Annotated in this window: 29 protein-coding genes; 16 read left to right on the forward strand and 13 right to left on the reverse strand. The window is 54.3% G+C overall.

The genetic code is table 11. The features are described 5' to 3' along the window. Positions 1-26: 26 nt before the first annotated feature. Entirely contained in the window at positions 27-1172 is a 1146-nt protein-coding gene (locus NHAL_RS13825; protein ID WP_041355007.1) for an AI-2E family transporter, read from the reverse strand. A 60-nt stretch (positions 1173-1232) separates the two neighbouring features. Further along, positions 1233-2363: a transaldolase gene (tal, locus tag NHAL_RS13830; protein ID WP_013033772.1), complete on the reverse strand. Its 1131-nt coding sequence runs from the start codon at positions 2361-2363 to the stop codon at positions 1233-1235. A gap of 119 nt (positions 2364-2482) precedes the next feature. Here tal and mgtE point away from each other — a divergent pair, with 119 nt between their 5' ends. The 5 genes from mgtE (at position 2483) to nagZ (ending at position 7111) form a co-directional block, all read left to right on the forward strand. Then, positions 2483-3796, forward strand: a complete 1314-nt coding sequence (mgtE, locus tag NHAL_RS13835; protein ID WP_013033773.1) for a magnesium transporter — start codon at positions 2483-2485, stop codon at positions 3794-3796. Between the two features lie 61 nt (positions 3797-3857). After that, positions 3858-4346, forward strand: coding sequence for a L,D-transpeptidase (locus NHAL_RS13840; RefSeq protein ID WP_013033774.1), 489 nt, complete (start codon positions 3858-3860; stop codon positions 4344-4346). Positions 4347-4355: 9 nt separating this feature from the next. Then, positions 4356-5285, forward strand: a complete 930-nt coding sequence (gene nikB, locus NHAL_RS13845) for a nickel ABC transporter permease (protein ID WP_013033775.1) — start codon at positions 4356-4358, stop codon at positions 5283-5285. Next, positions 5282-6082 carry an ABC transporter permease gene (locus tag NHAL_RS13850; RefSeq protein ID WP_013033776.1) on the forward strand — a complete coding sequence of 267 codons (801 nt, stop codon included), beginning with the start codon at positions 5282-5284 and terminating at the stop codon, positions 6080-6082. Before nikB ends, NHAL_RS13850 begins: the two co-directional genes overlap by 4 nt. A 3-nt stretch (positions 6083-6085) precedes the next feature. Next, the gene (gene nagZ / locus NHAL_RS13855; RefSeq protein WP_013033777.1) at positions 6086-7111 is read left to right on the forward strand and encodes a beta-N-acetylhexosaminidase; all 1026 of its coding nucleotides are present in this window, start codon (positions 6086-6088) and stop codon (positions 7109-7111) included. 84 nt (positions 7112-7195) lie between these two features. Here nagZ and NHAL_RS22515 read toward each other — a convergent pair whose 3' ends face one another. Beyond that, positions 7196-7405, reverse strand: coding sequence for a type II toxin-antitoxin system HicA family toxin (locus NHAL_RS22515; protein ID WP_013033778.1), 210 nt, complete (start codon positions 7403-7405; stop codon positions 7196-7198). A 65-nt stretch (positions 7406-7470) separates the two neighbouring features. Next, positions 7471-7605, reverse strand: a complete 135-nt coding sequence (locus tag NHAL_RS20610; protein WP_013033779.1) for a type II toxin-antitoxin system HicB family antitoxin — start codon at positions 7603-7605, stop codon at positions 7471-7473. 197 nt (positions 7606-7802) lie between these two features. On the opposite strand from NHAL_RS20610, the gene NHAL_RS13870 reads away from it, so the two are divergent. Continuing rightward, the gene (locus NHAL_RS13870; RefSeq protein WP_013033780.1) at positions 7803-8069 is read left to right on the forward strand and encodes a CopG family ribbon-helix-helix protein; all 267 of its coding nucleotides are present in this window, start codon (positions 7803-7805) and stop codon (positions 8067-8069) included. Then, on the forward strand, positions 8066-8389 hold the full coding sequence (locus NHAL_RS13875) for a type II toxin-antitoxin system RelE/ParE family toxin (RefSeq protein ID WP_013033781.1): 324 nt from the start codon (positions 8066-8068) through the stop codon (positions 8387-8389). The genes NHAL_RS13870 and NHAL_RS13875 overlap by 4 nt, the downstream gene beginning before the upstream one ends. Positions 8390-8602: 213 nt before the next feature. Here NHAL_RS13875 and NHAL_RS13880 read toward each other — a convergent pair whose 3' ends face one another. Beyond that, positions 8603-9508, reverse strand: coding sequence for a DUF2232 domain-containing protein (locus tag NHAL_RS13880; RefSeq protein WP_013033782.1), 906 nt, complete (start codon positions 9506-9508; stop codon positions 8603-8605). A gap of 194 nt (positions 9509-9702) precedes the next feature. Between NHAL_RS13880 and rssA the strand changes: the two genes are divergently transcribed. Genes rssA through NHAL_RS13895 form a run of 3 tightly spaced genes read left to right on the forward strand, consistent with a single transcriptional unit; the run spans position 9703 to position 11999 of the window. After that, the gene (gene rssA, locus NHAL_RS13885) at positions 9703-10662 is read left to right on the forward strand and encodes a patatin-like phospholipase RssA (RefSeq protein WP_013033783.1); all 960 of its coding nucleotides are present in this window, start codon (positions 9703-9705) and stop codon (positions 10660-10662) included. A 37-nt stretch (positions 10663-10699) separates the two neighbouring features. Beyond that, a complete protein-coding gene (locus tag NHAL_RS13890; protein WP_013033784.1) occupies positions 10700-11248 on the forward strand; it encodes a hypoxanthine-guanine phosphoribosyltransferase in 549 nt (182 codons plus the stop codon). A gap of 10 nt (positions 11249-11258) precedes the next feature. Then, positions 11259-11999: an S-methyl-5'-thioinosine phosphorylase gene (locus NHAL_RS13895; protein WP_013033785.1), complete on the forward strand. Its 741-nt coding sequence runs from the start codon at positions 11259-11261 to the stop codon at positions 11997-11999. Here NHAL_RS13895 and NHAL_RS13900 read toward each other — a convergent pair. Then, positions 11983-12789, reverse strand: coding sequence for a CsiV family protein (locus NHAL_RS13900; RefSeq protein WP_013033786.1), 807 nt, complete (start codon positions 12787-12789; stop codon positions 11983-11985). The genes NHAL_RS13895 and NHAL_RS13900 overlap by 17 nt on opposite strands. A 116-nt stretch (positions 12790-12905) precedes the next feature. Here NHAL_RS13900 and NHAL_RS13905 point away from each other — a divergent pair, with 116 nt between their 5' ends. From NHAL_RS13905 to NHAL_RS13915, 3 genes are read left to right on the forward strand one after another with little or no spacing between them, the layout of a single operon-like run. Continuing rightward, entirely contained in the window at positions 12906-13142 is a 237-nt protein-coding gene (locus NHAL_RS13905; RefSeq protein WP_157862571.1) for a hypothetical protein, read from the forward strand. A 14-nt stretch (positions 13143-13156) separates the two neighbouring features. Next, complete coding sequence (locus NHAL_RS13910; RefSeq protein WP_013033788.1) at positions 13157-13786, forward strand: hypothetical protein; 630 nt, start codon at positions 13157-13159, stop codon at positions 13784-13786. A 34-nt stretch (positions 13787-13820) separates the two neighbouring features. Next, positions 13821-14447, forward strand: a complete 627-nt coding sequence (locus NHAL_RS13915) for a DsbA family protein (protein WP_013033789.1) — start codon at positions 13821-13823, stop codon at positions 14445-14447. A 531-nt stretch (positions 14448-14978) separates the two neighbouring features. Here NHAL_RS13915 and NHAL_RS13920 read toward each other — a convergent pair. Together NHAL_RS13920 and NHAL_RS13925 are read right to left on the reverse strand one after the other, a co-directional pair. Next, the gene (locus tag NHAL_RS13920; RefSeq protein WP_013033790.1) at positions 14979-16055 is read right to left on the reverse strand and encodes a TolB family protein; all 1077 of its coding nucleotides are present in this window, start codon (positions 16053-16055) and stop codon (positions 14979-14981) included. Between the two features lie 17 nt (positions 16056-16072). Then, complete coding sequence (locus NHAL_RS13925) at positions 16073-19462, reverse strand: M20/M25/M40 family metallo-hydrolase (RefSeq protein ID WP_013033791.1); 3390 nt, start codon at positions 19460-19462, stop codon at positions 16073-16075. A 174-nt stretch (positions 19463-19636) separates the two neighbouring features. Here NHAL_RS13925 and NHAL_RS13930 point away from each other — a divergent pair, with 174 nt between their 5' ends. Next, positions 19637-19948 carry an alpha/beta hydrolase family protein gene (locus NHAL_RS13930; protein WP_041355012.1) on the forward strand — a complete coding sequence of 104 codons (312 nt, stop codon included), beginning with the start codon at positions 19637-19639 and terminating at the stop codon, positions 19946-19948. Between the two features lie 129 nt (positions 19949-20077). Beyond that, positions 20078-20521: a hypothetical protein gene (locus NHAL_RS13935; protein WP_238985359.1), complete on the forward strand. Its 444-nt coding sequence runs from the start codon at positions 20078-20080 to the stop codon at positions 20519-20521. A 63-nt stretch (positions 20522-20584) separates the two neighbouring features. Here the strand turns inward: NHAL_RS13935 and NHAL_RS13940 are convergent, their stop codons facing one another. The 5 genes from NHAL_RS13940 to NHAL_RS13960 all read right to left on the reverse strand — a co-directional run bounded on the left by NHAL_RS13940 (position 20585) and on the right by NHAL_RS13960 (position 25649). After that, complete coding sequence (locus NHAL_RS13940) at positions 20585-21331, reverse strand: ABC transporter ATP-binding protein (protein ID WP_013033794.1); 747 nt, start codon at positions 21329-21331, stop codon at positions 20585-20587. Between the two features lie 3 nt (positions 21332-21334). Continuing rightward, positions 21335-22465: an ABC transporter permease gene (locus NHAL_RS13945; RefSeq protein ID WP_013033795.1), complete on the reverse strand. Its 1131-nt coding sequence runs from the start codon at positions 22463-22465 to the stop codon at positions 21335-21337. Further along, entirely contained in the window at positions 22462-23622 is a 1161-nt protein-coding gene (locus NHAL_RS13950; RefSeq protein ID WP_013033796.1) for an efflux RND transporter periplasmic adaptor subunit, read from the reverse strand. Before NHAL_RS13950 ends, NHAL_RS13945 begins: the two co-directional genes overlap by 4 nt. Continuing rightward, the gene (locus NHAL_RS13955; protein ID WP_013033797.1) at positions 23619-24263 is read right to left on the reverse strand and encodes a TetR/AcrR family transcriptional regulator; all 645 of its coding nucleotides are present in this window, start codon (positions 24261-24263) and stop codon (positions 23619-23621) included. Before NHAL_RS13955 ends, NHAL_RS13950 begins: the two co-directional genes overlap by 4 nt. Before the next feature lie 195 nt (positions 24264-24458). After that, positions 24459-25649, reverse strand: coding sequence for a YncE family protein (locus NHAL_RS13960; RefSeq protein ID WP_013033798.1), 1191 nt, complete (start codon positions 25647-25649; stop codon positions 24459-24461). A gap of 191 nt (positions 25650-25840) precedes the next feature. Here NHAL_RS13960 and NHAL_RS21245 point away from each other — a divergent pair, with 191 nt between their 5' ends. Further along, positions 25841-26005, forward strand: a complete 165-nt coding sequence (locus tag NHAL_RS21245; RefSeq protein WP_157862572.1) for a hypothetical protein — start codon at positions 25841-25843, stop codon at positions 26003-26005. Positions 26006-26046: the final 41 nt, after the last annotated feature.

A 26046-nucleotide genomic window follows, 5' to 3' on the forward strand; every position in this document is an offset into this window, starting at 1 on the left:
TTGTTTAGAGCTCAGATTAAATAGGACTAATGCTCCTCGGCCCATTGGTGTAAACGAGGTAAGATCAACTCAGTGAACAGGATTTTGGCGCAGGCCGCAATGGGAATGCAGAGCAACAGTCCATAAATCCCGCCAACCGTACCGCCAATCAGCACCACGATGATCACGGTGATGGTACTCAAATTGAGATTGCGTCCCTGGATCCAAGGGGTAAGCAACCAGCCATCGATAAATTGAACGATGCCATAGGCAAGGCTCGGCCAAATGATTACCGCCCACAGTTGAAAACCGTTGCCGAAGCCTATTTCCAGCCCCTTAAAAATAAGGGCCGCCAACCACGCTAATGCCGCCGCGTAAGGGATGAAGTTCAATAATCCCCCGCTAATCCCCAGTATCAGCCAATAGGGCACATCCGCCAGTAATGGCGACCAGCTGATAGAAAATAATCCGGCAGTGATCAAAGAAACCACCAAGCGTCCGCGGAAAAAGGCCGCTACCGCTTCATCCATTTCTTTGGCGATAGCGAGGGTTTGCTCTTTTTTCTTGACCGGAATGAGTCCCTTTATCTTGTCCATGATGGAACCGAAATGCCAGGCGATGAAAAAAAAGTAGAAAGGGACTAATAAAATCATGGCCCCCATATAGGTGGTCGTGCCCAGGACCCGACCCACCACGGTGACGGCTTGGGTTGTGCCGGTGAGTAATATTTCAGTGTTTTCGATGACGAACCTTACCGGGTTTTCCTCCATCCGCTGAACCCATTTTCCCAGTTGGGTCTCCAGGGTCCTGAGGGGATCGAGATCGTATTTAAGGGTAAGGATCTGGAGGTAGTGGGTCAGCCCCCGCAGCAGCTCTGCAAATTGTTTGAGAAGCTCCGGTCCTAGCCAGGCGAGCAGAGACATGCCGCCAACAACTAACAGGATCAGGATAAGGCTGATGGTCACGGGCCGGGGCAGTTTGTAGTAGCGTTCCCCCCAACGGAACAGGGGATCAAATAAATAGGCCAGGGCGAAGGCGAGGAGCAAGGGAATAAAAATAGCCCGCAGTTGATAGCCAAACCATAACAGGAATACGCCTAGTAAAATCCACAGCACATCACGCACCGGCACAATTTGCCAGAGGTGGCGTTGGTGCCAAGGGGGTGATTTTAAGCGTTGATCGCCTGGCAACATGACTCCTGGGGTTGTTTTGATGAGAAGGGGTTTAGTAATAACGCTAGGGAGAGGCGATTACTAGCCCTGCCTTCTGCGCTGCTCCAGGGTGGCTAGCAATTGCTGATAGGGTTCAATGAACTGCGCTATTCCTTCCTTTTCCAGATTTTCATCCACAATGCGCAGATCAATTTTCAACTCCGCCAACCGATGCATGATTTCAGGGGCCTCATGAACAGCCGTCCATATCCGAATTTCAGGTTGTCCGTGTTCGCGGTAGGCCTCTAGGGTGGCTATGGGCATGGCATTGACGGTTTCCGGACCGATGAGGGAGTCCACGTATTTAATATCGCTGTACAGGGGATCCTCGGTCGAGGTGGAGGCCCAAAGCAACCGCTGTTTCCGGCCACCTTGCTCGGCTAAATGTTCCCAGAGGGGCTTGCCATGGAATTCCTCGAAGCGCTCATAGGCAAATCCCGCGCTGGCTAGGGCCGCCTTACCCCGCAATCCCCGGGCCAGTTCAACACGCTGGGGATCCTTTTCCTTGGCAATTTCATCCAGGAGACGATCTACCTTGAGATCAATGCGGCCGAGGAAAAAACTGGCGACCGAAGCGACCCGCTGAATAGGTTGGCCCGCTGCCAAACGTTTTTCCAATCCGGTCATATAGGCGTGAGTCATCTCCAGGTAACGTCCCACGGAGAACAGGAGGGTGACATTGACATTAATGCCTTCGCTGATCAGCTGTTCGATGGCGGGTAGTCCGGCTTTGGTTCCGGGGATGGCAATCATGGCATTAGGTCGATCCACCCATTGCCACAGGCGCCGTGCCTCATTCACCGTGGCCTCGGTGTCATGGGCGAGGAGGGGCGAAATCTCCAGGCTGACAAAGCCCTCTTGTCCCTCGGTTTGGCGGTAAAGAGATTGGAAGCGATCGGCGGCCAAGCGGACATCTTCCACTAGCAGGCGCTCGTAGATCTCGGTGGCGGAGTGTCCTGCTTTGGCCTCTTTTTCGATGGCAGCCTGATAATTTTCATCTTGCTCAATCGCTTTCTCGAAAGTAGCGGGGTTGGTACTGAGGCCCGCAATGCCGTCTGCTTCAATGAGGCGCTCTAAGGTGCCATCCATAAGTCTCTGACGGTCAATCCCATCGAGCCAAATAGCTTGGCCTAGCTCATGCAACGCCAGTAAGCTGTTTTCTGTATCGTTCATGGGAGTTACCTCACCAGTTCGTGGTTTTGAAGAGCTGGGTTCCCTAACATATTTATTAATATTTATAGCGTTATAGTGTAGACAAACTCTCGCCCTAGAAGCAGTTGGAAACCCCTGAAATGAACGCTACCCATGAGAGTATTCAAGCACTGCGTCAGGTATGGTCTACCTTGTCGCCGGCAGAGCAAGCGCAAAAATTTAGCGCCTTGTCTTCAAGGAAGGCGAAAAATTTCTTCCACAGACTGACGCCATTGGAGCAATCCCAGCTATTGATGGAATTGTCCCCCTTGGATCGCCGGCGTTGGTTTTTAACCCTCGCCCCGGATGATGCCGCCGATGTGATCCAAGAATCTCCCCTCTTGATGCGCCGGGAACTGCTTGACATGCTGGATGTAAGGACTCGGCGGGAAGTGTTCCACTTGCTCCACTACGCCGAGGATGTGGCGGGGGGTATCATGAGCCCCCGCTTTGCAAGGGTGCGCCCTGAAGCCAGTGTTGAGGAGGCTCTGATTGCGTTACGCATGCAAGCCCTGAATCAGACGGAAACCATTTATTATGCCTATGTGGTGGATAGGGAAGAACGGCTCTGTGGGGTGATCTCCATTCGGGAATTGTTCTCCGCCCGTAGCCATATCAAAGTCGCCGATTTGATGCACACCGAGGTGGTTTCGGTTCCTGAGGATGCTGATCGAGAGGCCGTGGCCAAGGTCATTGCCCACCATGACCTGCTTGCCGTGCCAGTAGTGGATGAACAAGGGCGGATGAAAGGAATCATTACCGTGGATGATATTGTGGATGTGTTGACCCGGGAAGCGACCGAGGATATTCAGAAACTCGGTGGTTCGAGGGCGTTAGATATGCCCTTCCTACAAACGGGGTTTAAGGCCATGGTGGGAAAACGGGTCGGTTGGCTGGCGCTGCTGTTCCTGGGGGCCATGTTGACCGCCGGGGCCATGTCCCAATTTGAGGAACAGCTGGCCGAGGTGGTCGCTTTGACCTTGTTTGTTCCCTTGATTATCTCCAGTGGCGGCAATGCCGGATCTCAAGTCTCCACCTTGGTGATCCGCGCCATTGCCTTGGGGGAGGTTCGGCCTCAGGACTGGTGGCGCGTGGCCCTCCGGGAAATTCGGGCGGGGTTGGCCCTGGGCGGGATTTTGGCCTCCCTGGGACTGATTGTTTTGTTTCTGGCCAGTTTTTTTTGGGGGGGCGATAGTCACTCGACCGCCTTGCTTGCCTTGACGGTAGGGCTCAGTATCATTGGCGTGGTGACCACGGGGACGTTGGTGGGCTCCTTGCTCCCCTTTGTTTTGCACGCCTTGGATTTTGACCCGGCCACGGCCTCGGCTCCCTTGGTCAGTACCCTGGTAGACCTATTGGGATTAGTGCTTTATTTGAGCATTGCGCGGCTGGTTTTCTCGAACCTGTTAATCTAGTTCCAGGGAAGAATACTTCCAGCGGGAGGAGTTTTTTGCTTTTTAATTTTTCAATTAGACCATGGTGAAGCTTGAATCTTACATTCGGGTCCATTTCCTGGAACAACGGCTTACCCTGAGACAGGGGCGGAAGGTAGTGTTTGAGACGCCCGTCTCCCTGGCAAAAAATGGGCCTGGGGAGGAAATGGGGAGTGAATGCACGCCCCGGGGTTGGCACCAGATCCGGGCCAAGATCGGCGCCGGTTGTCCTGTGAACACCGTATTTCGGGGACGGCGGCCCACGGGTGAGATTTATACTCCGAAATTGGGGCGGGCCTATCCGGAGCGGGATTGGATATTGACCCGGATTTTATGGTTGAGTGGTTTGGAACCAGGGAAGAATCGTTTCGGCAAGGTGGACACCATGGGCCGTTATATCTATATCCATGGGGTTCCGGACGAGACGGCCATGGGCATACCGGGCTCCCATGGTTGCATCCGTATCCACAATGGTCCCTTGTTGGAGTTGTTTGCGCGGGTCAAGCCGGGAATGCGGATATTCATTGGTTGAGTGGATGCCATGGGATATTTCCTTCTTAGCCGGCTGCTGAGTGCAATGGTGGTGGTGCTGGGGGTGGCTTGCCTCGTTTTTCTGCTTATCCACCTCATCCCGGGTGATCCGGTGGAAGTCATTCTGGGGGAAGGCGCTCAGCCAGCCGATCGGGAGGCATTGCGTCAGGCCTTGGGATTGGACCGCCCCTTGCTCGTGCAACTGGGGCAATTTCTCCAGGGGCTGGCCCAATTCAATCTAGGGACTTCGCTCTATTCCCAACGGCCGGTGGTGGAGCTGCTGGCTGAACGTTTACCGGCAACCGCGGAACTGGCCTTGGCGGCACTCCTGGTGGCGATAATCATTGCCTTTCCTTTAGGAATATTAGCCGCAGTGCGGCGGGGCACGATTTGGGATCGAGTGGCGACCACCTTTGCTTTGGTGGGAGTCTCGGTGCCCAATTTCTGGCTGGGGCCCCTGCTGATCTTGGTGTTTTCCATTGGTTTAGGGTGGTTTCCGGTTAGTGGACGAACCGGCTGGGATTCTTTGGTGTTGCCGGCCCTGACATTGGGGAGTGCCATGGCCGCCATTCTCTCCCGGATGGTTCGGGCGGCCCTGTTGGAAGTCTTGGGCGAGGATTATATCCGGACGGCGAAGGCGAAAGGTTTGTCCTTAAGTCGGGTGATAGGACGGCATGCCCTGCGCAACGCCCTGCTTCCGGTGATTACGGTGCTGGGCCTGCAATTGGGTACCGTGTTGGGGGGAGCGGTGATTACCGAAGTGGTGTTTTCCTGGCCAGGAATCGGCCAGCTCACTGTGGAGTCCATTCAACGTCGGGATTATCCTGTGGTACAGGGGTGCGTATTGCTGATTAGCCTGATTTACGTGGTAGTCAATACCTTGACGGATCTTATTTATGGTTGGGCTGATCCCCGGGTGCGGTTAGGCACTCGGCAATGAGGGGAGCGCGGCTACCCTTGGGGATTCTTCTGGCATGGGGGATGTTGGCCTTACTGGGACCTTGGTGGGGGTTGGAGCCCAATGCTATTCATCTGGAACGAATCTTAATGCCCCCCTGCCCGGAGGCCTGGTTGGGTTTTGATGATTTGGGCCGGCCCCTGTGGGATCGTTTGGTGGTGGGGGCCCGCACTTCCTTTCTCGTAGCGTTTGGGGTGGTGTCTGTTGCTGGGTTCTGCGGAACTTTGCTGGGGATGCTAAGCGCCTATCTGGGAGGTTGGTGGGATCATGGGGTCGCCCGGCTGATGGACATTTTTTTGGCCTTTCCCGGGATCTTACTGGCCATCGCCCTGGCAGGGATTTTAGGACCGGGGATTGAAAATGTGGTCTTTGCTTTGGCTGCGGTGGGGTGGGTAGGTTACGCTCGTTTGGCGCGGGCTCAGGTGCTCAGTCTCCGGCGCCGTGAGCATGTGCAAGCGGCGATTGCCCTGGGGGCAGGGACGATGCGCATTGTGGGGCGGCATTTACTCCCCTTGATTCTGGCGCCGCTGATTGTGGAGGCCACCTTTGGGGTGGCCGGGGTGGTGATAGCGGAAGCAGGCTTGTCTTTCCTGGGACTGGGGGTGCAGCCGCCGGCGGCTTCTTGGGGCAGCATGATCCGGGATGGGACCCGCTATCTTCTGGTTGCCCCCCATATGGTGTTGGTCCCGGGAATTGCCCTGATGCTGGTGGTGCTAGCCGTCAATCTCCTGGGGGATTGGTTGCGGGATCGACTAGATGTGAGGCAGTCAGGGAGGTAAGCCATGACCATAGGCCCGTTGATGATTGACTTAAAAGGCATGACTCTGGACCCGGCAGAACGGGAGCTGTTACGGCATCCCTGGGTAGGCGGAGTGATTTTATTCAGCCGTAACTATGAATCTCCAGAACAAATTGCAGCGTTGATCGATAGTATCCACACTCTCAGGGGGCCTCGGCTATTGGTGGCCGTGGATCACGAGGGCGGGCGAGTACAGCGTTTTCGGGAGGGTTTCACTTCCCTGCCTCCGGTGCGTCTCCTGGGGCAGATCTATGACCGGGATCCGCCACAAGCTCGGCGTTTGGCGGCCATCACCGGGTGGTTGATGGCGGCTGAATTGCGAGCAGTGGGGGTGGACTTTAGTTTTGCCCCGGTCTTGGACTTGGATCAGGGAGTCAGCAGGGTGATAGGGGACCGGGCCTTTCACTCGGAACCTGATGCCGTGATAGCCCTGTCCAAGGCCTATGTTCGAGGGATGGCCTGGGCGGGCATGGCCGCGGTGGGGAAACACTTTCCGGGACACGGCTCAGTGGCGGCTGATTCCCATGTGGCCCTTCCAGTGGATGAGCGCCCTTGGCAGCAGATCCGAGAGCGGGATCTTTTGCCCTTCGAACGTCTGATAAGTGCCGGTTTGCCGGCGATAATGCCGGCTCATGTACGCTATGCTTCAGTAGATCTCCTCCCCGCCGGTTTTTCCCCCTTTTGGCTAGAGGAAGTCTTGCGTGGGCAATTGGGTTTTCAGGGGGCCATTATTAGCGATGATTTGGGTATGGCCGGCGCGGCGGGAGTAGGGGGCATGAGCGAGCGGGTACGGGCGGCTTTAAGTGCCGGTTGCGATATGGCCTTGGTTTGTAATGATCCCCATGGCTATGCCCCCTTGCTGGATGAACTGGAGGGGGACCACCTTCCGGGCACCCCCGCCCGCCTGCTTCGCCTTTATGGACGCTATCCCTTGACGCGTTCTCAGTTATCCCGGAATTCGGCCTGGCAAAGGGCGGTGCAGGCAGTTACCGCTTACGCTAGGTTTTAGGAGGGGCAGGGGGGGCTGCGAAGGTGGATGTCCTTTTTTGGCCTTTTTGTCGCCAAAGCCTGACCCGGTTCTCGTGCGCATTCCCTACTTCAAATCATTTTCCGTCAAGCCCGCGTCCTTGGGCAAACGGCGAAACGTGCCGATTTTTAATTCTCTGTTGCCGTGAAGGGGTACAGTCAAAATCGTTGGGTTATCAGACTTTGCATAAATATGGTGACTTCCCCGTGCCCGTTGTAATTCCCATCCATGTTTTTTCAGTATCTGGCACAAGCGCTTGCCGGAGACTGATTTCACAAATCGATTTCCATGACTTGAGTTTGGGGATCTAGCACAGGTCTCTCAGCGGCTACTTCCAGCCATCATTCGGCTGCTTCTCGGATATTAGCCAGGACCTCTTCAAGGGTGTCTCCTTCGGATACACAGCCTGGCAGGGCGGGCGCTTCGGCCCAGTAGCCTCCTTCCTCGGCAGCATGGATCAAGACCTTTAATTTCATGATCTTACTCCTCACTAAATGGGCACGGAAATCGGAGTATGGCCATGGCTGGAGCATAGATCAATATAAAGTGGATGTCCTTTTATCTTTTCTTTTATCTATTTATCTCTTCACCCGGTTTTTTTGCTTGCGCCTAGACGCTGGATCGTGCTATGAACACAAATGATTGCTTTGCATTTTTTTAAGAGGCCAAATCCATGACGAGCAGCACAATCACGATTCGTACCGATCCAGAGATTGCTAAGCAGATCACGGCACTTGCCAAGGCGATGGAGCGCTCGCGAAACTGGGTCATCGAGGACGCGCTAAAGCACTATATCGAAGAGCAGGCGTGGCAGGTCGAGGGAATTCGGGACGCTATGATGGCTTTGGACCAAGGTGAAGGCATCGCGCATGAAGATGTCATGGTCGAGATGGAGGCGCTCATCGAAGCGAAGATCCGGGCGCACGAAGGCCGGACGTGAGAGTTGTCTGGTCGCCGCAGGCGCGGCGGGATCTGCGGGAGATCTATCTGTATATCGCCGAAGACGATCCTCACGCCGCGCGCGTGCTCCAGGAGCGCATTAAGGCGTGTGTGACGTTGTTGACAGAAAATCGGTCCCTTGGCCGTCCCGGCCGGGTGCCGGGAACACGGGAGTTGATTGTTCCACGAATGCCTTACCTTTTGCCCTACCGGGGCGTGAAGGAACGCCTGGAGATTCTGCGCGTCTATCACGGCGCGTGGCAATGGCCGGAGACGTTCGACCAGTGTCATGAGCGCCATGGAGTTGATCGAACACCCTAATTTCGCACGGGTTATTGGAATGTTAGACCTGACCCCTTGTGCGCTAAGCCATTGAAATATTTGCGTTCATGGGCGTTAATTCGCGGCTAACTGTTTTATACCAATTTCATGTGATTTTGCATTGTATGGATTCAGTCTAAACAACCACTTGAAGCCTTAATAGATTGCATTCTTTGGTTAAATTGGTATTAGTGGGAATAGTCACCGTCTCCGCTAAGTTTTAGGAGGGGGAGGGGGGGCGCTGCGAAGATTCATTAGGCTATCCACAACCCCGACCATGGCCAGGCCGATGATAAAATGGGGGGGAAGGACAAATAGCCCTATGTAGAGAGGCAGGAGCCACCATGAGGATAAGCCGCGAAGGGCAGCCATTCCATGCATGGCTGCCAATCCTTGGAATAGGTATATCATCACTGCCACGATGAACAGATCGGTCAAGACGTGACCTCCGCCATCAAGCACTCCTGTCAGCACCAGGGCGGAGAGAAGAATGACGAGATAGGTCAGGCTACGGGGCAAATGCAAGGAGTGGAATTCTTTCGAAAACCCTCCCGGATTGTAGAGAAGGGCTTGCCACCAGCGGGCCAGCAGAATGGTCAACATGAGGTTGAGGCCAAAAAACATGGCCACCAGGCCGTTCATCAAGGCTAGGGCGCCTTCTTGGGAGATCTGTTCAACCGTGACGCCCTCAATATTGGCCTGGGTAATGGTTTGCTCAATCCATTGTTGCCACCAGGCGATGACGTCCCCCGTTAAAATATGCATACTCACCACAAAGAAAGCGGCAAATCCTCCGACAACTAACAGGGTCCAGGCTTGAGATTGAGTGATCCGCAAGACCCAACAACCTAAGGCATTGGGTAGCCATAGTCCCAGTATCAGGAGAAAGGATAAATCCGCCCTCCCCGCAATGGCTAAAAATATTACCGCCACCACTAAGGCCGCACCTGCGGTAACGGTTAGCCCTTCTTTCATGCCGTGCCGCAAGGTCACTAAGCCGACTGCGGCGCCACTGAATAAAGATAGGGGCGGCAGAGCAACTGCGAGCGCGCCGAACGACCCTGCTATCGCTATTGCATAGAGGCGGCCTCGCATAATGAACCGGGCAAATTCACGCATGGTTGTGTTCCCTTTATTACAAAGCTTAAAAAAGCTTCTGTTATTCAGATGGTGATTAGACGCTATGGTAAGCGGATGTCATAAAAAACAATTTTTTAAACATAGACTATCCTAAGCCTAGGCAACATTGCCAGCGGGTAAGGGCGATCACACTAAAGTGGGCCATTTTAGAATAGTTTCCGAGGAATTTTCTGTTGGCTAAAGATAATATTGACTACGGGGTTAAAACAACTCATGGGGAAACTCAGCTTCGCCCTCGTATCGGGCTTGCTCTGGGAGGAGGGGCTGCCCGGGGGTGGGCCCATATCGGTGTGATTCGCGCTTTAGCAGAGCACGGCATTATTCCTGATTTAGTGGCGGGGACCTCCATCGGGGCCCTGGTGGGAGCCGCCTATGCTGCTGGGATTTTGGATAACTTGGAGCGATGGGCCCGTTCCCTGGTGTGGAAAGACACCGTTGGCTTTTTTGATATCCGGCTTCGTGGTGGCCTCATCGAGGGAAAAAAACTCTTTAAATTTTTAGGCCGGCGTTTTCCTTATCGGGAAATTCAGGATTTGCCGATGCCTTTTGCCGCCGTGGCCACCGACTTGGAAAATGGGCGGGAAATTTGGTTGCAACAAGGTTCCTTGCTGGAAGCGGTGCGTGCTTCTGTTGCTTTACCCGGATTATTGACTCCAGTATACTGCAACGGTCATTGGTTGGTGGATGGTGGCCTAGCTAACCCAGTGCCGGTGAGTGTTTGCCGGGCCTTGGGTGCGGCGCAGGTCATTGCAGTGGACCTTAATGCGGGTTTGTTGGGTCGTCGGGTGCGTTCAGCGATTCAGTCCCAGGAGCAGGCAACGCCCCCCTTCCGGGATCTGGGCTCTACCTTAACCCAAGCCCTCTGGGCTAGCTTCTGGGGTGAGTCTGAGGGACGTACCAAGGATCAAGAGAACAATACGCCGCCCTCACTGTTTGATATCGTCGCCAGTAGCATTAATATCATGCAAGTGCGCATTACCCGTAGCCGTCTGGCAGGGGACCCTCCTGACCTGTTGATCGCTCCTCGTCTTAACGACCTTGCCCTGTTAGATTTTCACCGAGCAGAGGAGGCTATTGCCGAAGGGCGAGAGGCGGTAGCACGGGTTCAATCGGAACTCACCGCCCTAAAGTGATCCTTGCCCTTATTCTGCTATCGAAAAGACTCTATTGATGGGAAATATGTTGGAGGAGATTCAATCGGTTTACAGTGAAGCGGACCGTCTCTATACCCAGGCTCAAGTGGAGGCCGCGCTGGATCAGCTCGCGATAGAGATTACCGCCAAGCTAAGTACCCAAAATCCCCTGCTGTTGTGTTGTATGGTGGGGGGGATTATTCCTTGCGGGTGTCTTCTGCCGCGTCTTGACTTCCCGCTGCAACTTGATTACATCCATGTTACCCGTTATCAGGGAAACACTGCCGGAGGGACCCTGCGTTGGCTGCGCAAGCCTATGATTTCCCTCCAGGATCGAGTGGTGCTGGTGGTGGATGATATCCTCGATGAGGGACATACCTTGGCTGCGATCATGGAATATTGCCGAGGGGAAGGCGCCACGGCTTACAGTGCCGTATTAGTGGACAAGCTACGGGACCATAAACAGGGTTCGCCGGCGGATTTCGTGGGGCTTGAAACGGGTAACCGTTACTTGTTCGGGTATGGCATGGATTATAAGGAGTATCTTCGCAATGCTCCTGGAATCTATGCGGTGAAAGGGTTGTGAGCACACTGGGATGACGGATCTAGCAATTATTGGTGGCACTGGGTTAACGACCTTGAAAGCCCTGGAGGTCACCCGGCGAGAAGTGGTGCATACCCCTTTTGGAGAGCCTTCCTGTCCGCTGACTTATGGTCAACTTTGTGGTAAGGAAGTGGTTTTTCTGCCACGTCATGGTCCTGGGCATACCATTCCTCCCCATAAGATTAATTATCGCGCTAATCTCTGGGCTCTCCACAGAACAGGCGTCACCCGAGTGTTGGCCGTCGCCGCGGTGGGAGGGATTAGCGCCCATTTGGGTGTCAGCGAGCTAGCCATTCCTGACCAGATTATTGATTATACTTGGGGCCGTGCCCATACTTTTTTTGAAGAAGATTTAAGGCAGGTCGTCCATGTGGATTTTACCTACCCTTACTCTGCGGAATTGCGGGACTTGTTGCTTAAGGCGGCGGCCGCCGCCGAGTTAAAGGTAGCCGATAGGGTGACTTATGGTGCGACCCAAGGGCCGCGCTTAGAGACCGCAGCGGAGATCGATCGCCTGGAGCGGGATGGCTGTCATGTGGTGGGAATGACCGGCATGCCCGAAGCTGCCCTCGCACGGGAACTGGAATTGAGCTATGCCGCGATTACCGTCATTGTTAACCGGGCGGCGGGCCGTAGCGAAGGGCTGATTGAGATGGCCAGCCTCGAGCAAAATCTTAAAATAGGGATGGAAAAAGTCCGTCGGTTGCTGGAGCATCTCATTCCCCTGGCTTGATGGCTTTGCCAGCTTCATCCGGCAACATTTCCTGAACAGCTGTGGCCTCCAAGGGAAATGTTTTGGGGGTACTCAGGTTGTCGGCATGGGGAGCGTTGCCCGGTCGGACCTGAACCAATACCCCCAATAGAGGATGGTCAAAATAATGCAGTTCCTGGATATGAATGCGCCGTGATTCGGTAAGACGAAAATATCTGCCGGGGGGCGGGGGTTGAGAAGCCTCCTCTTCTGCTCCAGGGAGGGTGGCCTTTGAGGAGTGCCGGTAGCGCAGATCGAGGGATATTTGCAAGAAGCGCCCTTGGCTAAGTGTAGCGGTCCCTTCTAGTTGAGGGCCTGGGTATTCCCTAGGAGAAGATGTCGGCTCTGTTTCCGGAATGGTTTCTCCCCTACGGCTGGAAAGTTCCGAAGCTGGAAGCCGTAAATAGACCGGCCGAGCACCCTGAGGAAAGGTTGCCGGTTGATTCCAGGAGCGATGTAATAGGTTGCGATAACGGGACGATTGATGTAAGCGCTGTTCGATGCCCGTGAGTTTCCAAGTGCGGGAGGGGAGGGGGAATAAGCTCGTGCCTTCTTCGGTCAGTGTTTGGGTACCCGTAGAAGGTAATTTCAAGGCGCGGCTTAGGTCTAGTGGGGCAGGATTAGAGAGGCCAGTTCCCGAGACTCTGGTTTTTGGGGGCAAATGTTCGAAGATCAGAATCTCTACCTCATACCATGTGGTGGGTGCCCCTAGGATTTCTGTCGCTAAGAACGTCAAAAATAATAATGAAAGATAGCTACTAAGGTATTTCAAAGCGGGTTTCTAGTCTTGTCTAAAACCGCCTAGTATCTCTTAAACGTTTATAAAAATCGAGGAAGCTATCCTAACCTTACCGATATTCCTACCTTATCCCGTAGGATGGTATGCTGTTGACCATCGGCCTGCGAATCGCCGCTGCGAAAAATCTCCCTTGGCTGCGTCAGCCAACGGATCTCAGTGTCCAGGTTGATTCGAGCTATGTCGCCCTTCCGCTCTGGCTCATCGGTTGGCCCCCCGTTCGTGATCTCAACTTAGTTTCAGCCCGCCCCAGCGTAGACTTCGGCCTCGATCCTCAGACAGAGAAGGCCGAGAATTGTTTAGAGGCATTAAATTGGAAAGCCACGTGAGGGAGTAGTTTTTTGTGAATAATAAAATTTATTATAGGTTGTACGGACTTATTTTAACGGGATTGGTCATTGTTACTATTTTTTTGCAGTCAGCTAGTGTGGCTCTTAAAGATTCGATTATTAAGGAGGGAGGGGTTATCGAGTCACTGTCTGCCATCGGCTACTTTGCTGGGGCAATTTTAGCGATCCTTATAAAAAGAAAAATTCCCCACCCTACTCATGTAATATTTATTTTGGTTCTCTTGGGGTTAAGAGAACTAGACTTCCATAATCGTTTCACCACGATGAGCCTGTCTAAAATCACGTTTTATGTGAGTTCTGAGGTGCCCCTATTAGAGAAAATGATTGGTGTAGCTATAGTCTCGCTGGTTCTATACGTTATTGTTCACTTAGCAAAAACTCATTTTCATGGATTTATAAGTGCAGTAAAAAAAAGAGAACCGTCCGCTATAGGAGTTGGAGTGGGAATATTGCTTATATTTTTAACTAAAATCCTTGATGGCCTATCGAGAAAGCTTGCAAGCGTGGGTGTAACTCTGAGTAATAACATGGAGCAGTTGACGGAAATTATAGAAGAAGTTTTTGAACTGGGTATTCCAATGATGTTTATCATTGCAATTGTAGCTCGTTTCCGAACAGTCTGATGAAATACAGCTACTCTATTTAAAATTTCCACTGATGCCAACTATTCTCTACTATATTCACGATCCCATGTGTAGTTGGTGTTGGGCATTTCGCCCGACTTGGCAGAAAATCCGCGCGGCTCTTCCCGAAGAGATTCTTATTCAGTATGTCCTGGGGGGGCTTGCCTCCGATACCCATCAGCCCATGCCCCTTGAACTGCAACAGAAGATTCAAGGAATCTGGGGGACTATAAAAAAGCAGGTGCCGGGGACGGAATTTAATTTTGATTTCTGGATTAAATGTCAGCCACGCCGTTCTACTTATCCGGCTTGCCGGGCTGTGATTGCTGCGGCAAGGCAGGAAGATAAATTTGGAGAAGCGATGATTTTGCTGATCCAACGGGCCTACTACCTGCAAGCACGTAACCCCTCGGATGACAGCACCCTCATTGAGTTGGCTATGGAGCTGGGATTGGACGAACAGCGTTTTATCAGTGATTTGAACTCATCGGAAACCCAGGAAGAGCTGTTTCGGCAAATCCAGTTTGCTCAGATCATTGGGGCACAGGGCTTTCCTAGTTTAGTTCTCCAGCAGACGGATGAGTATTTTCCTATCCGCTTCAGTTACCATGATCCTTCAGTGGCTTTGAGTCGAATTAGGGCGTTACAGCGTTTCCCCTAAAAGGGGTTCCAAGTGGGGTATCTTTATGGGCGGATGTTATGGTTCCCCGAAGACTTTCCTACGGGATAAGAGTGGGTAAGAAGCCGTTGGAAAATTCTTTATAGGATGAATTGCGTACGGCAAACCACTTCTGATTTTTATAAGCGTTTATTCGCGTGCATTTGCGGCTAAAAACCGAATCTAGGTTGTCCCTCATCTCTATTTCTTTGTCCCTGTCGGTAGGTTCTAGCGTAGAGCCGTAGAGGAACGAAGTGAACTGGTCCCATCTATAATAGGGTTTATGGACCTTTTTGGTTCTATATAAAAGACTAATTGTGGCTCTTTATTGAGTCCACCGAAAAATAGTATCTTATTTGCAACACGACGACGGTCCTGGGATGACTAGTTTTTCTGAGGGCATCCCGGGAATCTGTTACACCCGTGTTACAGCTTCATAGTTGTATTTATATGCCTCTCCTTACCCCCGACAACCGTCGGGGGTTTTTTCTGTAATACCTTAGGTCTCATTAAACGAGAATGCTATAGAGACCGTTACCAACGCCAATCCACCATGAATACGTTTGTTTCCCCTTTCACCTTGCCGTTGCGGTTGGAGGCAAACACCAGCTTTTTGCCATCATGGGAAAACATGGGGAAACCGTCGAAATCAGGATAGTAGGTGACCTGTTCGATTTCCCGGGTTTCCACGTTAATGAGAAATAGGTCGAAATTACGGCCTTTTGGATTATGCATGTTGGAAGAAAAGATGATGTGTTTGCCATCCGGGTGCCAATAGGGACCGAAGTTGGCGGCGCCATTGTCGGTGAGCTGGATAGGCTTGCGCTCTTCTAGGTTCATGATGAAAATTTCCAGCTGACCGGGACGGATCAGGCCTTGCTTGAGCAGATGTTGATAATCCTCCAGCGCCTTGCCTTGGGGGCGGGAGGCCCGCCAGACAATCCACTGCCCGTCGCGGGAGAAGAAGGCCCCGCCATCGTAGCCAGGTTCATCGGTAAGTTGTTCCACCCCGCTGCCGTCTGGATTCATCGTGAACAGTTCCAGATCCCCGGTGCGCACTGAAGTGAATATGATTTTGTCTCCTAGGGGTGAGTAGACCGCTTCGGCGTCGTACCCAGGAGTATCGGTCAGGCGTACCAGATTATCCCCTTCCGGGTCGGCCCGGAAAATATCATAGCCCTTGTAGAGGGGCCAGACATAGCCCTGGGAGTAGTCCGGCTTGGGGGGACATTGCTCACCTGCCAGATGGGTAGAAGCATAAATAATGGATTGGTTATCGGGGGCGATAAATGAGCAGGTGGTGACCCCTTTGCCAGAGGAGACCATGCGTACGTTCTTGCCATCGGCATCCATGCGGAAGATGGCGTCGCACTTTAGATTGTCACGGGTGGACTGGAAAATCAGTTCACTGCCGTCAAAGGAGAAATAGGCCTCGGCGTTCTGGCCGCCAAAGGTGAGTTGGCGAATATGGGTCAGGTGTTTTTCCCCTGGATAGCGCAGATCTTCCGCCGCTGGAGTCGGGTTGTCAGTGGGTTCTGCCGCCATAGCTCCAGTTCCCGCTCCCAGTGCTATCGCTAAGAACCCTGAAGCTATACCCTTGATTTTTTGCATAAATTTACCTCCGAAAATCATCGTGCGACCACCTGAGCGGTAACAGTCTGTTGTTGCTGGTCGCGCAGAAATTCAATCGTTAATGAATCGCCCGATTTGAGGGCGCGAAGGACGTTGGCGAAATCCGCCAGAGTATGGATAGCCGTGTCATTGAGTCGGATGATGATATCATTTTTTTGTAGACCCACTGCTTCAGCCGGGGTCTCGGGAGTGACCCCTGAGAGCCGGACTCCCGTTCCCGTCCAGCCAAAATCCGGTACGGTACCCAACACCACCCGCCGGCTTTGGCGGGGGTGATCCCTGGTTTCTCCCTGGTTGGCTAGCTGTTTTGAGTGCAGGGGGTCAGGACGGAAGGCCAGATATTCTACCGCCTCTTTCAGTACGGCAGCGATTTTGGCCAGCCCTTCAGGGTTGATCTTATCAATGGTGTCTGTGGGGCGGTGGAAGTCGGCATGGGGTCCAGTGAAAAGCTGCACAGCGGGAATCCCTGCGGTTAGGAAGCTGGTATGATCGCTGGAGCCAATGTCCTGGGGGACGGTTTTAATAGGCACGCCGGTAACGAAACCTATTCCCCGAAAGATATGCACCCACTCCCGGGCAGAATTGGCGGCAAGCACCAGGAGTTCACCACTGTCCAGGCGGCCTACCGTATCCAGGTTGAGCATGGCCATGGTAGTGTTTGCAGGAGACTCGCCTGAGTGTTCCACATAGTGAGCTGAGCCCAGCTTACCGGCTTCTTCGGCGGTAAAAGCGACCCACACCAGGGTGCGTTCGGGCCGCCAATGGGGGCCCAAAACCCGGGCCAATTCTAGCATCACGGCAATGCCGCTGGCGTTGTCATCGGCGCCGGGATGGATTTTGCCTTCATCACCTCGGTGCACATCCGGCCAGCCGCGGCCCAGGTGGTCATAGTGGGCGCCCACCACCACCTGGGGGAGTTCCGGGCGGGTGCCGGGGAGTATGCCCACCACGTTGCGAAGGGTGACGGTTCGTTCCGGTTCGCCGACCGTCGTGGTCCAGGTCTGATAGTAACTTCCCCCGTCCCCGCCAGGCTTGAGCCCCGCAGCCTGGAATTCATGAGCAATATACTGGGCGGCTTGGTCCAGTTCCGGCGTGCCCAGACCCCGGCCAGCCATCTTAGGATCGGCCAGGTAAGCAATGTCTTGCATCATCCGTTGGGTTTTAAAGAGGGGAGGGAGTTCCACCAGGGGCTTGCGAGGGGCAAGTTGGGCCTTAATGGGAGAGTGATCCTTGATGCGCGCCTTTCCTGGTGCGCCCCCTTCGGGCCTCCTGGGGAGGTCCCGATTCGCTCCCGGCGAATCGGTAGCCAGCAGGACCGACATGGGCGAATTGACCACCGGCCACTGGCCTTTCACCATATTTTCAGGTTCAGTGCCGGTGAAGCCTAAGTAGCTGTACTTGCCGTAATGGGGGAGTTTGCGGGCCAGTCCCGGCATAGCCGCCACCTGGTCCGTAGCCACCCAGGCGAGGGCATGATCGGGGTTTTCCCGATGGCGGCCCACCACCACGACCGAATGTTGCTTCCGACGGAGCTCGCTCCCCTCTAAGCGGAGGCGGTTTGCTTCTGCCTTATAGGCATAATCGGTGAGGGCTTCATTGAGCTGGGAGCGAAAGCGGTTCTCCCACCCGAATAGCCACACGGCCCGATCCGTTGGCAGCACGTCCAGGTCCGCATCGGTGTTGATTTCCAAATTTTCCCGCCCCCGCTGCCAGGCCCGGGCCAGTGCGGCGTAGCCTTCCCGCACCGCCCGAGGGGCTTGGGAAGGTAATACCGCCAGGGCCCGATCAGCGCCAAAAGCTTGGCTGAGTGCCGGTGGAATCTCATTGCGGTGGAGTCGCCGGAAAACATCAAACTGGGGATCCACCTCCAGCCGTAAGGGGCGGGCCGGTAACCGCAGTTTAAGCGAGTGGGTTTTTTCCCCCATGGAGAGGCGAGTTTGATACGCCTTCTCGGTACCTTCCAGATAAATGGCCAGGGGCAGCTCCAATTGATAGGGTTTGCCGGGCTGAAGCTGCTCGATAGTGGCCGTCAAGAGGTATTCTTCCTCTAAGGGTTCAGCCTGTGCCTGGCGAACGCGTAAAAAGGGCGCTCCGGTGCCCTCTACCCACTGCTTAAAGAAAGATTGCAAGGGTTGATCACTCACCTGATTGAAAATTTCCGCTACCTCGTTAAAGCTTGCCACTTGGAACCGATACTGGCGATAAAGGCGCTGGAGGGCCTCGATAAAAGTTGAATCGCCCAATTGTTGGCGCAACATGTGAAATAGCATCAGGGTTTTGCCGTAGCCCACGGCTTGGGTGGCGGCACTGTGGCGGCTGCGGAATTCGGTCAGGGGGAAGTCTCCTTCTTCCCGCACATAATCGGTGTACTTTTGCAGCGTCTCACGCCGGTATTTTACCCCCTGGCCTTGCTGTTCTTTGAGCAGATGATCCGCCAGATAGCTGGTCAACCCCTCGGCCCAGTTGCCGGAATCGTAGTCCACATACACCCCGTTACCCCACCAGTTATGGAGAATCTCGTGGGGATAGGAGGAGCGGAGGATAAAGGGGAAGCGAATGACCCGTGAGCCTAGCAAGGTGAAGGAGGGCATTCCATAACCCGTCTCCCAGAAGTTCTCCACCAGGGCAAATTTGCGGTAAGGGTAAGGGCCAATGAGTTGGCGGTACATTTCAATATACTGGGCGGTGGCGTCCAGGTATTTTCGGGCTAAGGCTTGGTCGGGTTGGCGCAAAAATGCCATGGTTTCCACCTGACCGGCTTGCTCCCGGTATTCGGTAAAGGGGCCCGCTATCAGATAGATTTCCTCCTGGGGGTGATCAATGGCCCAGACTTCCTCGGTGCTGTCGTCCTCTTTAGCTTGCTGGGTGCGATTGCCCTGACTGATGGAATGCCATCCTGGAGGGAGCTGGGTCGCCAGGGAAAAGGTCACCATGTTCTCGCCGAAGTGGGGGTACCAGTAACTGGGACCGGCGAGGAAAACCCCTTCGGGGGCGATCAATCCCGGTGAAGCGCTAAAGCTGCGGGCATATTCTTCGCTGATGGGGGTGATGGGATGAAAGATTTCCCCCCTGTATTCCAAGGTGAATTGGCGGAGTCCTGTGGGAAGAACCACAGCGTAGTCTTCAATGAATTGGGTTTTTCTTACCTGCCGAAGCCGGACCCCTGGACTTATGGTTTGGGGCTGGAGGCCCGAATGAAGTCGGAAAGTCACCGGGGAGGAAACATCTTCCGGTAGGGTGATGGTATCTGTCGCGGTGAGACGATGGGTCTCCGGGTCAAGAGTGATATGCAATTGATGGTGGATCTGGGCGCCCACGGGCCCCGAGATCAGCAGCAACATCATTAACCCGAGGGCTAGAGAAGGTAATATTTTTTGCCAGCGCATAGAGTTTTTATAAATCTTTGAATAAATAAGGGCCCATTGAGCGTTAGAGAAAAGGGCTTCGATTTAAAAGGAAATAGTGTAATTTGACTACCTGTTTAGCACTACCCCGTTCTTGGAGCCCTTTGTAAAGCAGGAGTTCGCAAATTTACTATCAACCCCTATGAGGGGGGGGAGGTGATCGCGCCAGGGGGCCGGAGTTTGGGGCATGTCCAGTCAGCCTTGCAGACTATGGGTTACTTTGCCCATACTGGGGGCCATAAAGGCGAGCCGCTTCGCTCAACAGTGGTGGCTGCCCAGGCTCCGGGGGAGAGCTGGGTTGAAGAAATCGCTTGGCGCACGCCTGGAAAACCCGAGGTACGGCTTTACATCGTGCACGGGGGCGGGCATACAATACCCGGCCCAAAGGGAAGTTTTCCGGCCTTTTTGGGTCTCACGGAACGTCGTTTTGATGCTGTGGAGGCGGCAGTGCGGTTTTTTTTTCACTGATGGAAAGAGAACTTGCAGTGCGGGATGGGGTCCTCTTCGAACGGTTCAAAATGGAGAAAAACATCGGCATGATCCCTGCAGCAAAGTACAGTTCCCCTTTTCACCCAAATCAGTAGGATCTTAATGAGCATGCGCCACACATTTCTATTCGAGCCTGCAGTATGGGAAGCTGAGGGAACCTTCTTTGATGCGACGGGGCATGCACTGCGGCTGGAAGGAGAAACACAGGTAACCCATACCGCTCGAGGTTGGCGTAATGAGGGGCGGATGCGCGTACTGAGCGAGCCGCCCTTAGTCATTGAGAATCGCTACGATATTATTCCCTTTGCGCCAGGACGTGATACCACCTCATGGGTATCCGTGAACCCCGTGTTGGGGAAACTTTCCGGCCGATTTGTCTTGGTCGGGGAGATGATCCTTTCCCTGTTTGAAAGTAAAAAGGGAGAGCATAAGGGCATGGAAGTGCTGGTTAAGCAGAACGATGAGAGTTACCTGGGGCGGGGGGCATTGCTAGCAAGAGGTGGCAAGGTGTCATCATGGTCCATCACCCTCAAACGTCAGCACGAGGTGTGAGGATTAAAGAGAAAGTCCCTATCAAGATTTACGGGAAAGGCAGTTTTGTAGTGTCGGCGACCCTTATGTGGCGGCATTTCCCTCTCTCACCGGTGCTTTGCCCTCAACGCTTTCTAATCGCCCATCGCGGAGGTGAAAAATACGATCAAAGCAGTCGAAGATTTTCTCATCATGAGTCACCACAATAATGGCCGCTTCCTGCTCCTGGGCGAGCTGGCGCAGGAGATCCATTACCTGTCTGGCGCGGACGGAATCCAGGGATGCTGTCGGCTCATCGCCGAGAATAATGTGGGGATGGTTAGCCAGCGCCCGGGCAATCGCCACCCGTTGAGCTTGTCCGCCGGATAACTGGGCGGGATACTGGTTTCGACGGTCAGCCACTCCCAGATAATCAAGCAATTCCATTGCTCGCCGGTGGGCTACTTCTGGCTTCCACCCAGCAAGGTCCAGGACTACCTGTACGTTCTCTAGACAAGTCAGAAAGGGGATCAGATTGTGGAATTGAAAGATAAAGCCGATCTTCTCCAGCCGCAGCCTCCGCAGGTCCCCTTTCTGCCAGCGGCCATCGTAAACGACCTCCTGCTCCAGGCGAATACGGCCATCGCTGGGATCGGTGATGGCGCCGATGACATTGAGCAGCGTGCTCTTGCCTGAACCGCTGGGGCCAAGAAGCCCAACCACTTCGCCGGGATAGATATCCAGACTCACCTGCTGCAGTGCATCCACCCGGGTGGGCCCGCTGCCGAAGTGCTTGGAGACTTCTCGCAGTTCGACCAGCGAGCGGAGGGGCGAGGAGGCATGCGGCGGCATCACTTATCCTCCGAGTGCTTGGGCGGGATCGATACGGAGCGCCAGACGTAGACCGAGCACGCTGGACAGCAGGCATACGAGGATTACCACGCCGCCCAATGCCAGTCCGTCTTCGGGTTGGAGAATGACTCGGCGGGGGAAGTGTTCCGCAACGGACGCAATGAGGCCAGCACCCAGTGCAAAGCCGATGACTCCCATCGCCAGTGCCTGTTGCACGATGAGGCCCGCGATTGTCCGATCGGGCGCGCCGATAAGTTTAAGCGTGGCGATCTCCCGCGTCTTGTCTATGGTCATGGTATAGATAATAAGGGCGATGATTACGGCCGAGACAGCCAGCAGGAGGGCAGTGAACAGCCCGATTTGTTGACGCGCCTTCTCGACCACCGATTCCAGCAGCAGCACCTCCTGCTGGGGTTGCGTTAGGGCTGATAAATGTTTCCAGCGTGAGGCGGCTGCGGCCACGTTTTCAACCGATACATGGGGGGAGACCCTGGCCACGACGGCATTGATGGTATCAGTCTCCGGTAATACACCGTGGGCTGCGTAATGACGGGCGATGGCCCCTTCTAGCTCGAATTGCAACTCCTGGGTGTCAAGCAACGTCATATAGACGACCGGGTTTCCCCCGGAGTCCACTTGGTCCTCGGTCAACCCCACTACCGTGAATGTCTGGTCGCCAAGGCGGATTCTCTCGCCGAGTGCCAATCCCGTTCGGCGGTCGGCGATGAGTTCATAATGGGCGCGGGTGATGGGTCGCCCGGCGGTGATTTTTTGAGGACCTCCGGGCCTGCCAGGTTCGAAGCCGACCACATAAAGTCGCAGTTTGCGGCCGCGGTGCTTCAGCTCTAAGGATTGATAGGTGACTGCTCCAGCCGCGGTGATGCCATGGAGTCGGGCAATGGCCTCGCGGGCGGCCCCGGGAATACGCGAGGCTTCGGCAAAGGGACCTCGGGTGCCGGATTCGACCACCCAGAGCTGAGCCTGGGGGGTACGCACCAGGACGAGCGCATCATCCACCAAGCCCCGGTAAATACCAATCATCGAGAGGACGACCCCAAGCAAGAGGCTCAGGCCGAAGCAGGTCAGGATAAAACGCCCGAGATGGTGGCGGATGTCACGGTAGGCAAGATTCACTTTTCTGCCTCTCTGTCAACGGTCACCCATCGGCTTTGGCGCATGCCGGGCACTAAGGTCGTTACCACCCCGGCATCCGCCGACAAGCCAGCGACGATCTCCAACCGGCCGTCAAGGGTCTGGCGGCCCAACTGGACTTCGCGCTTTGCTAAGCGGCCGTCTTCCACGGTCCAAACTTGGCCTTGGGTGCCCTTGAAGGCTTCAACGGCCGTTTGGGGGACCAGGGTTGCGATCTCCAACCACCCCGTCGTAATAAGGACTTCCGCCTGCTCATGGAGATGAAAGCTATCCGGGATATTCTCAAACGCAACGTAGGCCCGCCGCTCTTCGCTTACCTGGTCGCTCTCTATGCCAATGCGGGCAATCTGCCCAGAAAAGACCTCATGGGGCAAGGAACGCAGCCGAATCTCGGCGGGTTGGCCCACTTGTAACTCCCCGGCCCGGCCCTCGTCAACATAGGCTTGGACCCATACCGTGTGGGAATCGATGAGTGTAAATACTGGTTCACCGGGGGCGAGGACGGTGCCAAGTTCCTTATGGCGTTCCACTACTAGCCCCTCATAGGGACTGGTGAGGGTATGGTGGGCAAGTCTCACCGCTTCCAGTTTGTGGGTCCCCTGGGCTTCGGAGAGGGCCGCCGCCGCGACGGCCACCTCGCTTTGGGCCACCGCCAGTTCGGCCTCGGCAATCTCGACTTCTGTCTGGGTTTCCTCCGCGGTTTCAACAGAGACCATCTGGCGGGCGGCGAGTGCCTGTTGACGCCGGTTGGCCTGTTGTTTCTGGACAAGCGCCGCTTGGGCCTGTTCGACCCGGGCGCGGGTCCGCTTGAGTTCAGCCATGGCGCGGGAAACAGCGGCCGCTGCTCTGCTTACCTGGGCCTGTTGCTCTGTCTGTTGCAATCGGGCCACCGTGGCCTGGGCCGAGACAGGATCTCCATGATCGGCGTGAAGTTCGGCCAAGGTGCCGGCGACTTTAAACCCGATCTCGGAAGCAATCCGGGCCTCGACGGTGCCTAGGCCGTAGATCTGGACTGGGATATTCCTCTGAGGGAGCGCAATCTCAACCGCCAGGGGTCTCAGATGCAAGAATAGGAAGATCCCGGCTACCAGCACTAACACCCCCAGGACAGCCGTAAAATATCGGAAATAACGCTTCATTCTCGGTTAGTCTCTGGGGCTAGGGGATACCCAGCCGGATCGCGTTTGCAGGCGGTTAGTCCGCACAGCAATTGATCAAATAATCGTTCGCCTTCGGCGGCGAGATCAAAGGCGCGATCGCTCAGGGACCAACGGAGTGTGGTTCCCTGGATGATGCTGACCATCAAGAGGGCGGCTTCCTCAGGCTTTACTTCAGGGCGAAACTCGCCGCTGGCGCAGCCTCGAGCAATGATTTCCGTGAGTATCTTTTGGAAATGCTGCATGAGTTCGTAGAAGCCTTTCCGAAGGCTTTCTCTATGGACATGCAGTTCCCGGGAAAAGAGAATTGCCGGAATTGCCGGTATGGCCTGGATGAGTCTGAGCTGGGTGCAGAGAAGGGCGCGCAACTGCTGACTGGCGGGTTCGTTCGTATCCTTCACCGCTGTCCAACTCTCCTCTAAACGGCTACCTACAAAGTGAGCCACAGCTTCCCAGAGTTGATCCTTGGTTGGAAAATGCCGAAATAATCCGGGTTGGGTGATCCCCACGTGCTTCGCAATCGTTTCGGTTGTGAGACGCTCGGGGCCTAGCTTGTCTGCAAGCCGAAGTGTGGCCTCAATAATCTGTGCTTTCCGCGCTTCGGCGCTTTTACGCTCCCGCATAGGGGTAGGACCTTATTAGTTAGTGATTAATTACTAACTTTAATGGGGGTTTGCCAAATCGTCAAGGGTGGATGGTTATTTGAAGAAGTTAACCCGGATTTAAATCGGGTTCGTTTTTGGAGCAGAAAAACGGAGGCGCGGCGGGCTGTGAGCTCCAAGCCCTAGCTCCGCCGCGTTCACTAAGCAAGTTTGCAATTAATGTGAATGGCTACCCCCACTCCATTCAGGGAGAAGTACGAGGCAATTGGGATTGAATCCTTGATTTTTAAGGGTATCAATTTGAGCAATGGCCTCGCCTTTTACGAGATCAATCACGCTGATGGAACCATCGCTCATTTCCGGCAAGTTGAGGAGGCTATTCTGGACGAAAGCGTAACGTTCATCGGGTGACAATTCCAAGTGGTGAGCGCCGGGAGCCGCCGGAATGGTCTGCAGCAGTTTAGGGGTTTGGGGATTGCTAATATCAAAAATGTTCAAATGACCGGGTTTGGCGGTGGTTACGAAAAGCCGATCACCCTTGCGGTTGAACTGCATGGCTAGGGGAACGCCCTGGCCGCGGGGGGCGAAGTCCGCCACTTGCTGGAAATCGAAAGCTTCTTGGTTCGGGTCCCAAACGGCCGACCAGAGCGTTCCTTCATACATATTGGTGATATAGGCCAGTGGTGGATTAGAGTCGGGCAGGAAGTAAACCTCTACGGGGGCTGCCCCTGAAGGAGAAGGTTTCATGGAGACCTTGTGGGTAGAAAGCACCTTCCCCGTGCTGGGCTTAATTACCGTAATCGTTTCTCCCGGATCGCCTAGATCCGAGTGCCGTACCGTACTCGTAACCAATAGACGATCAATGCCTTCGTGAAGGGCAATTCCATGGGGATAACGCACGAAGGGGGGGCCTGGGGGTGGGGCCTCGATGCTCTTGATGGGTTTATCCGTGGTGGCATTGCCTACAATCACATTATCGGAGCCCATGCAGGTGAGATACCAAGTTTGGTTATCCTTTGAGAAGGTCATGTCTTCCAGAACCTTACATTCAGGAATGGCGACCCCTTTCATTCGGTAGGGAAACTGGGTCATATCCAGGACATGTAAAATGCTTTTCCCAAGGGCAGTTACATAGGCTTTGCTGTGATCCTTATTGTAATAAATATGGTGGGCTACCAAGTCAGGAGGGAGGGGAATATCCATTAACATTTTGCCAAAGGTGGGTGATTTGGGGTCAACATCAATGATTGCTAGCCCTTCCTTGCGGACGATCTGCTCCGGTTTCGTCTCGTAATTAAGCATAGCGAGTATTTCCCCCTGAACCCGGGGGGCAAAAAACATCAGGATCATGACGCTAAGAGTCAGCGCAAAAGCATGGCAAGTGGGAAAGTAAGATCTTTCTTTCATGGCGAACCTCTTTGGGTTTTATTTCTCAATATTGATTGTCTTTATAGTAGCTTTCTCAGTATTGGGGTAAAAGCTTGGGGTGCTGGTTGCACTCTGTTCCCTTTAAAGGCGAGTTTATTGAAAAGGCGTCAAAAAATCATCAAAAATAGGTTTTGGTTTCGATCTAGAGTCGACCATTGCTTGGGGATGTCATGGCAACCTTACGACTTGTTCTTTTTGGCGGTTTTCAGGTGGTTTCCTGCCCGGGTGCGCCTATTTCCATCGGGGCCAAAAAAGCTAAGGCCCTGCTAGCCTATCTAGCGTTGCATCCGAGGCAGGCTTGTTCCCGGGAGAAACTGGCCACTCTTTATCTATAAATTACACCGCGCGGGGAGTGCCGACTTTAGGCGGCAGAGGA

Source organism: Nitrosococcus halophilus Nc 4, assembly GCF_000024725.1.
GTDB classification, from domain to species: Bacteria; Pseudomonadota; Gammaproteobacteria; order Nitrosococcales; family Nitrosococcaceae; genus Nitrosococcus; species Nitrosococcus halophilus.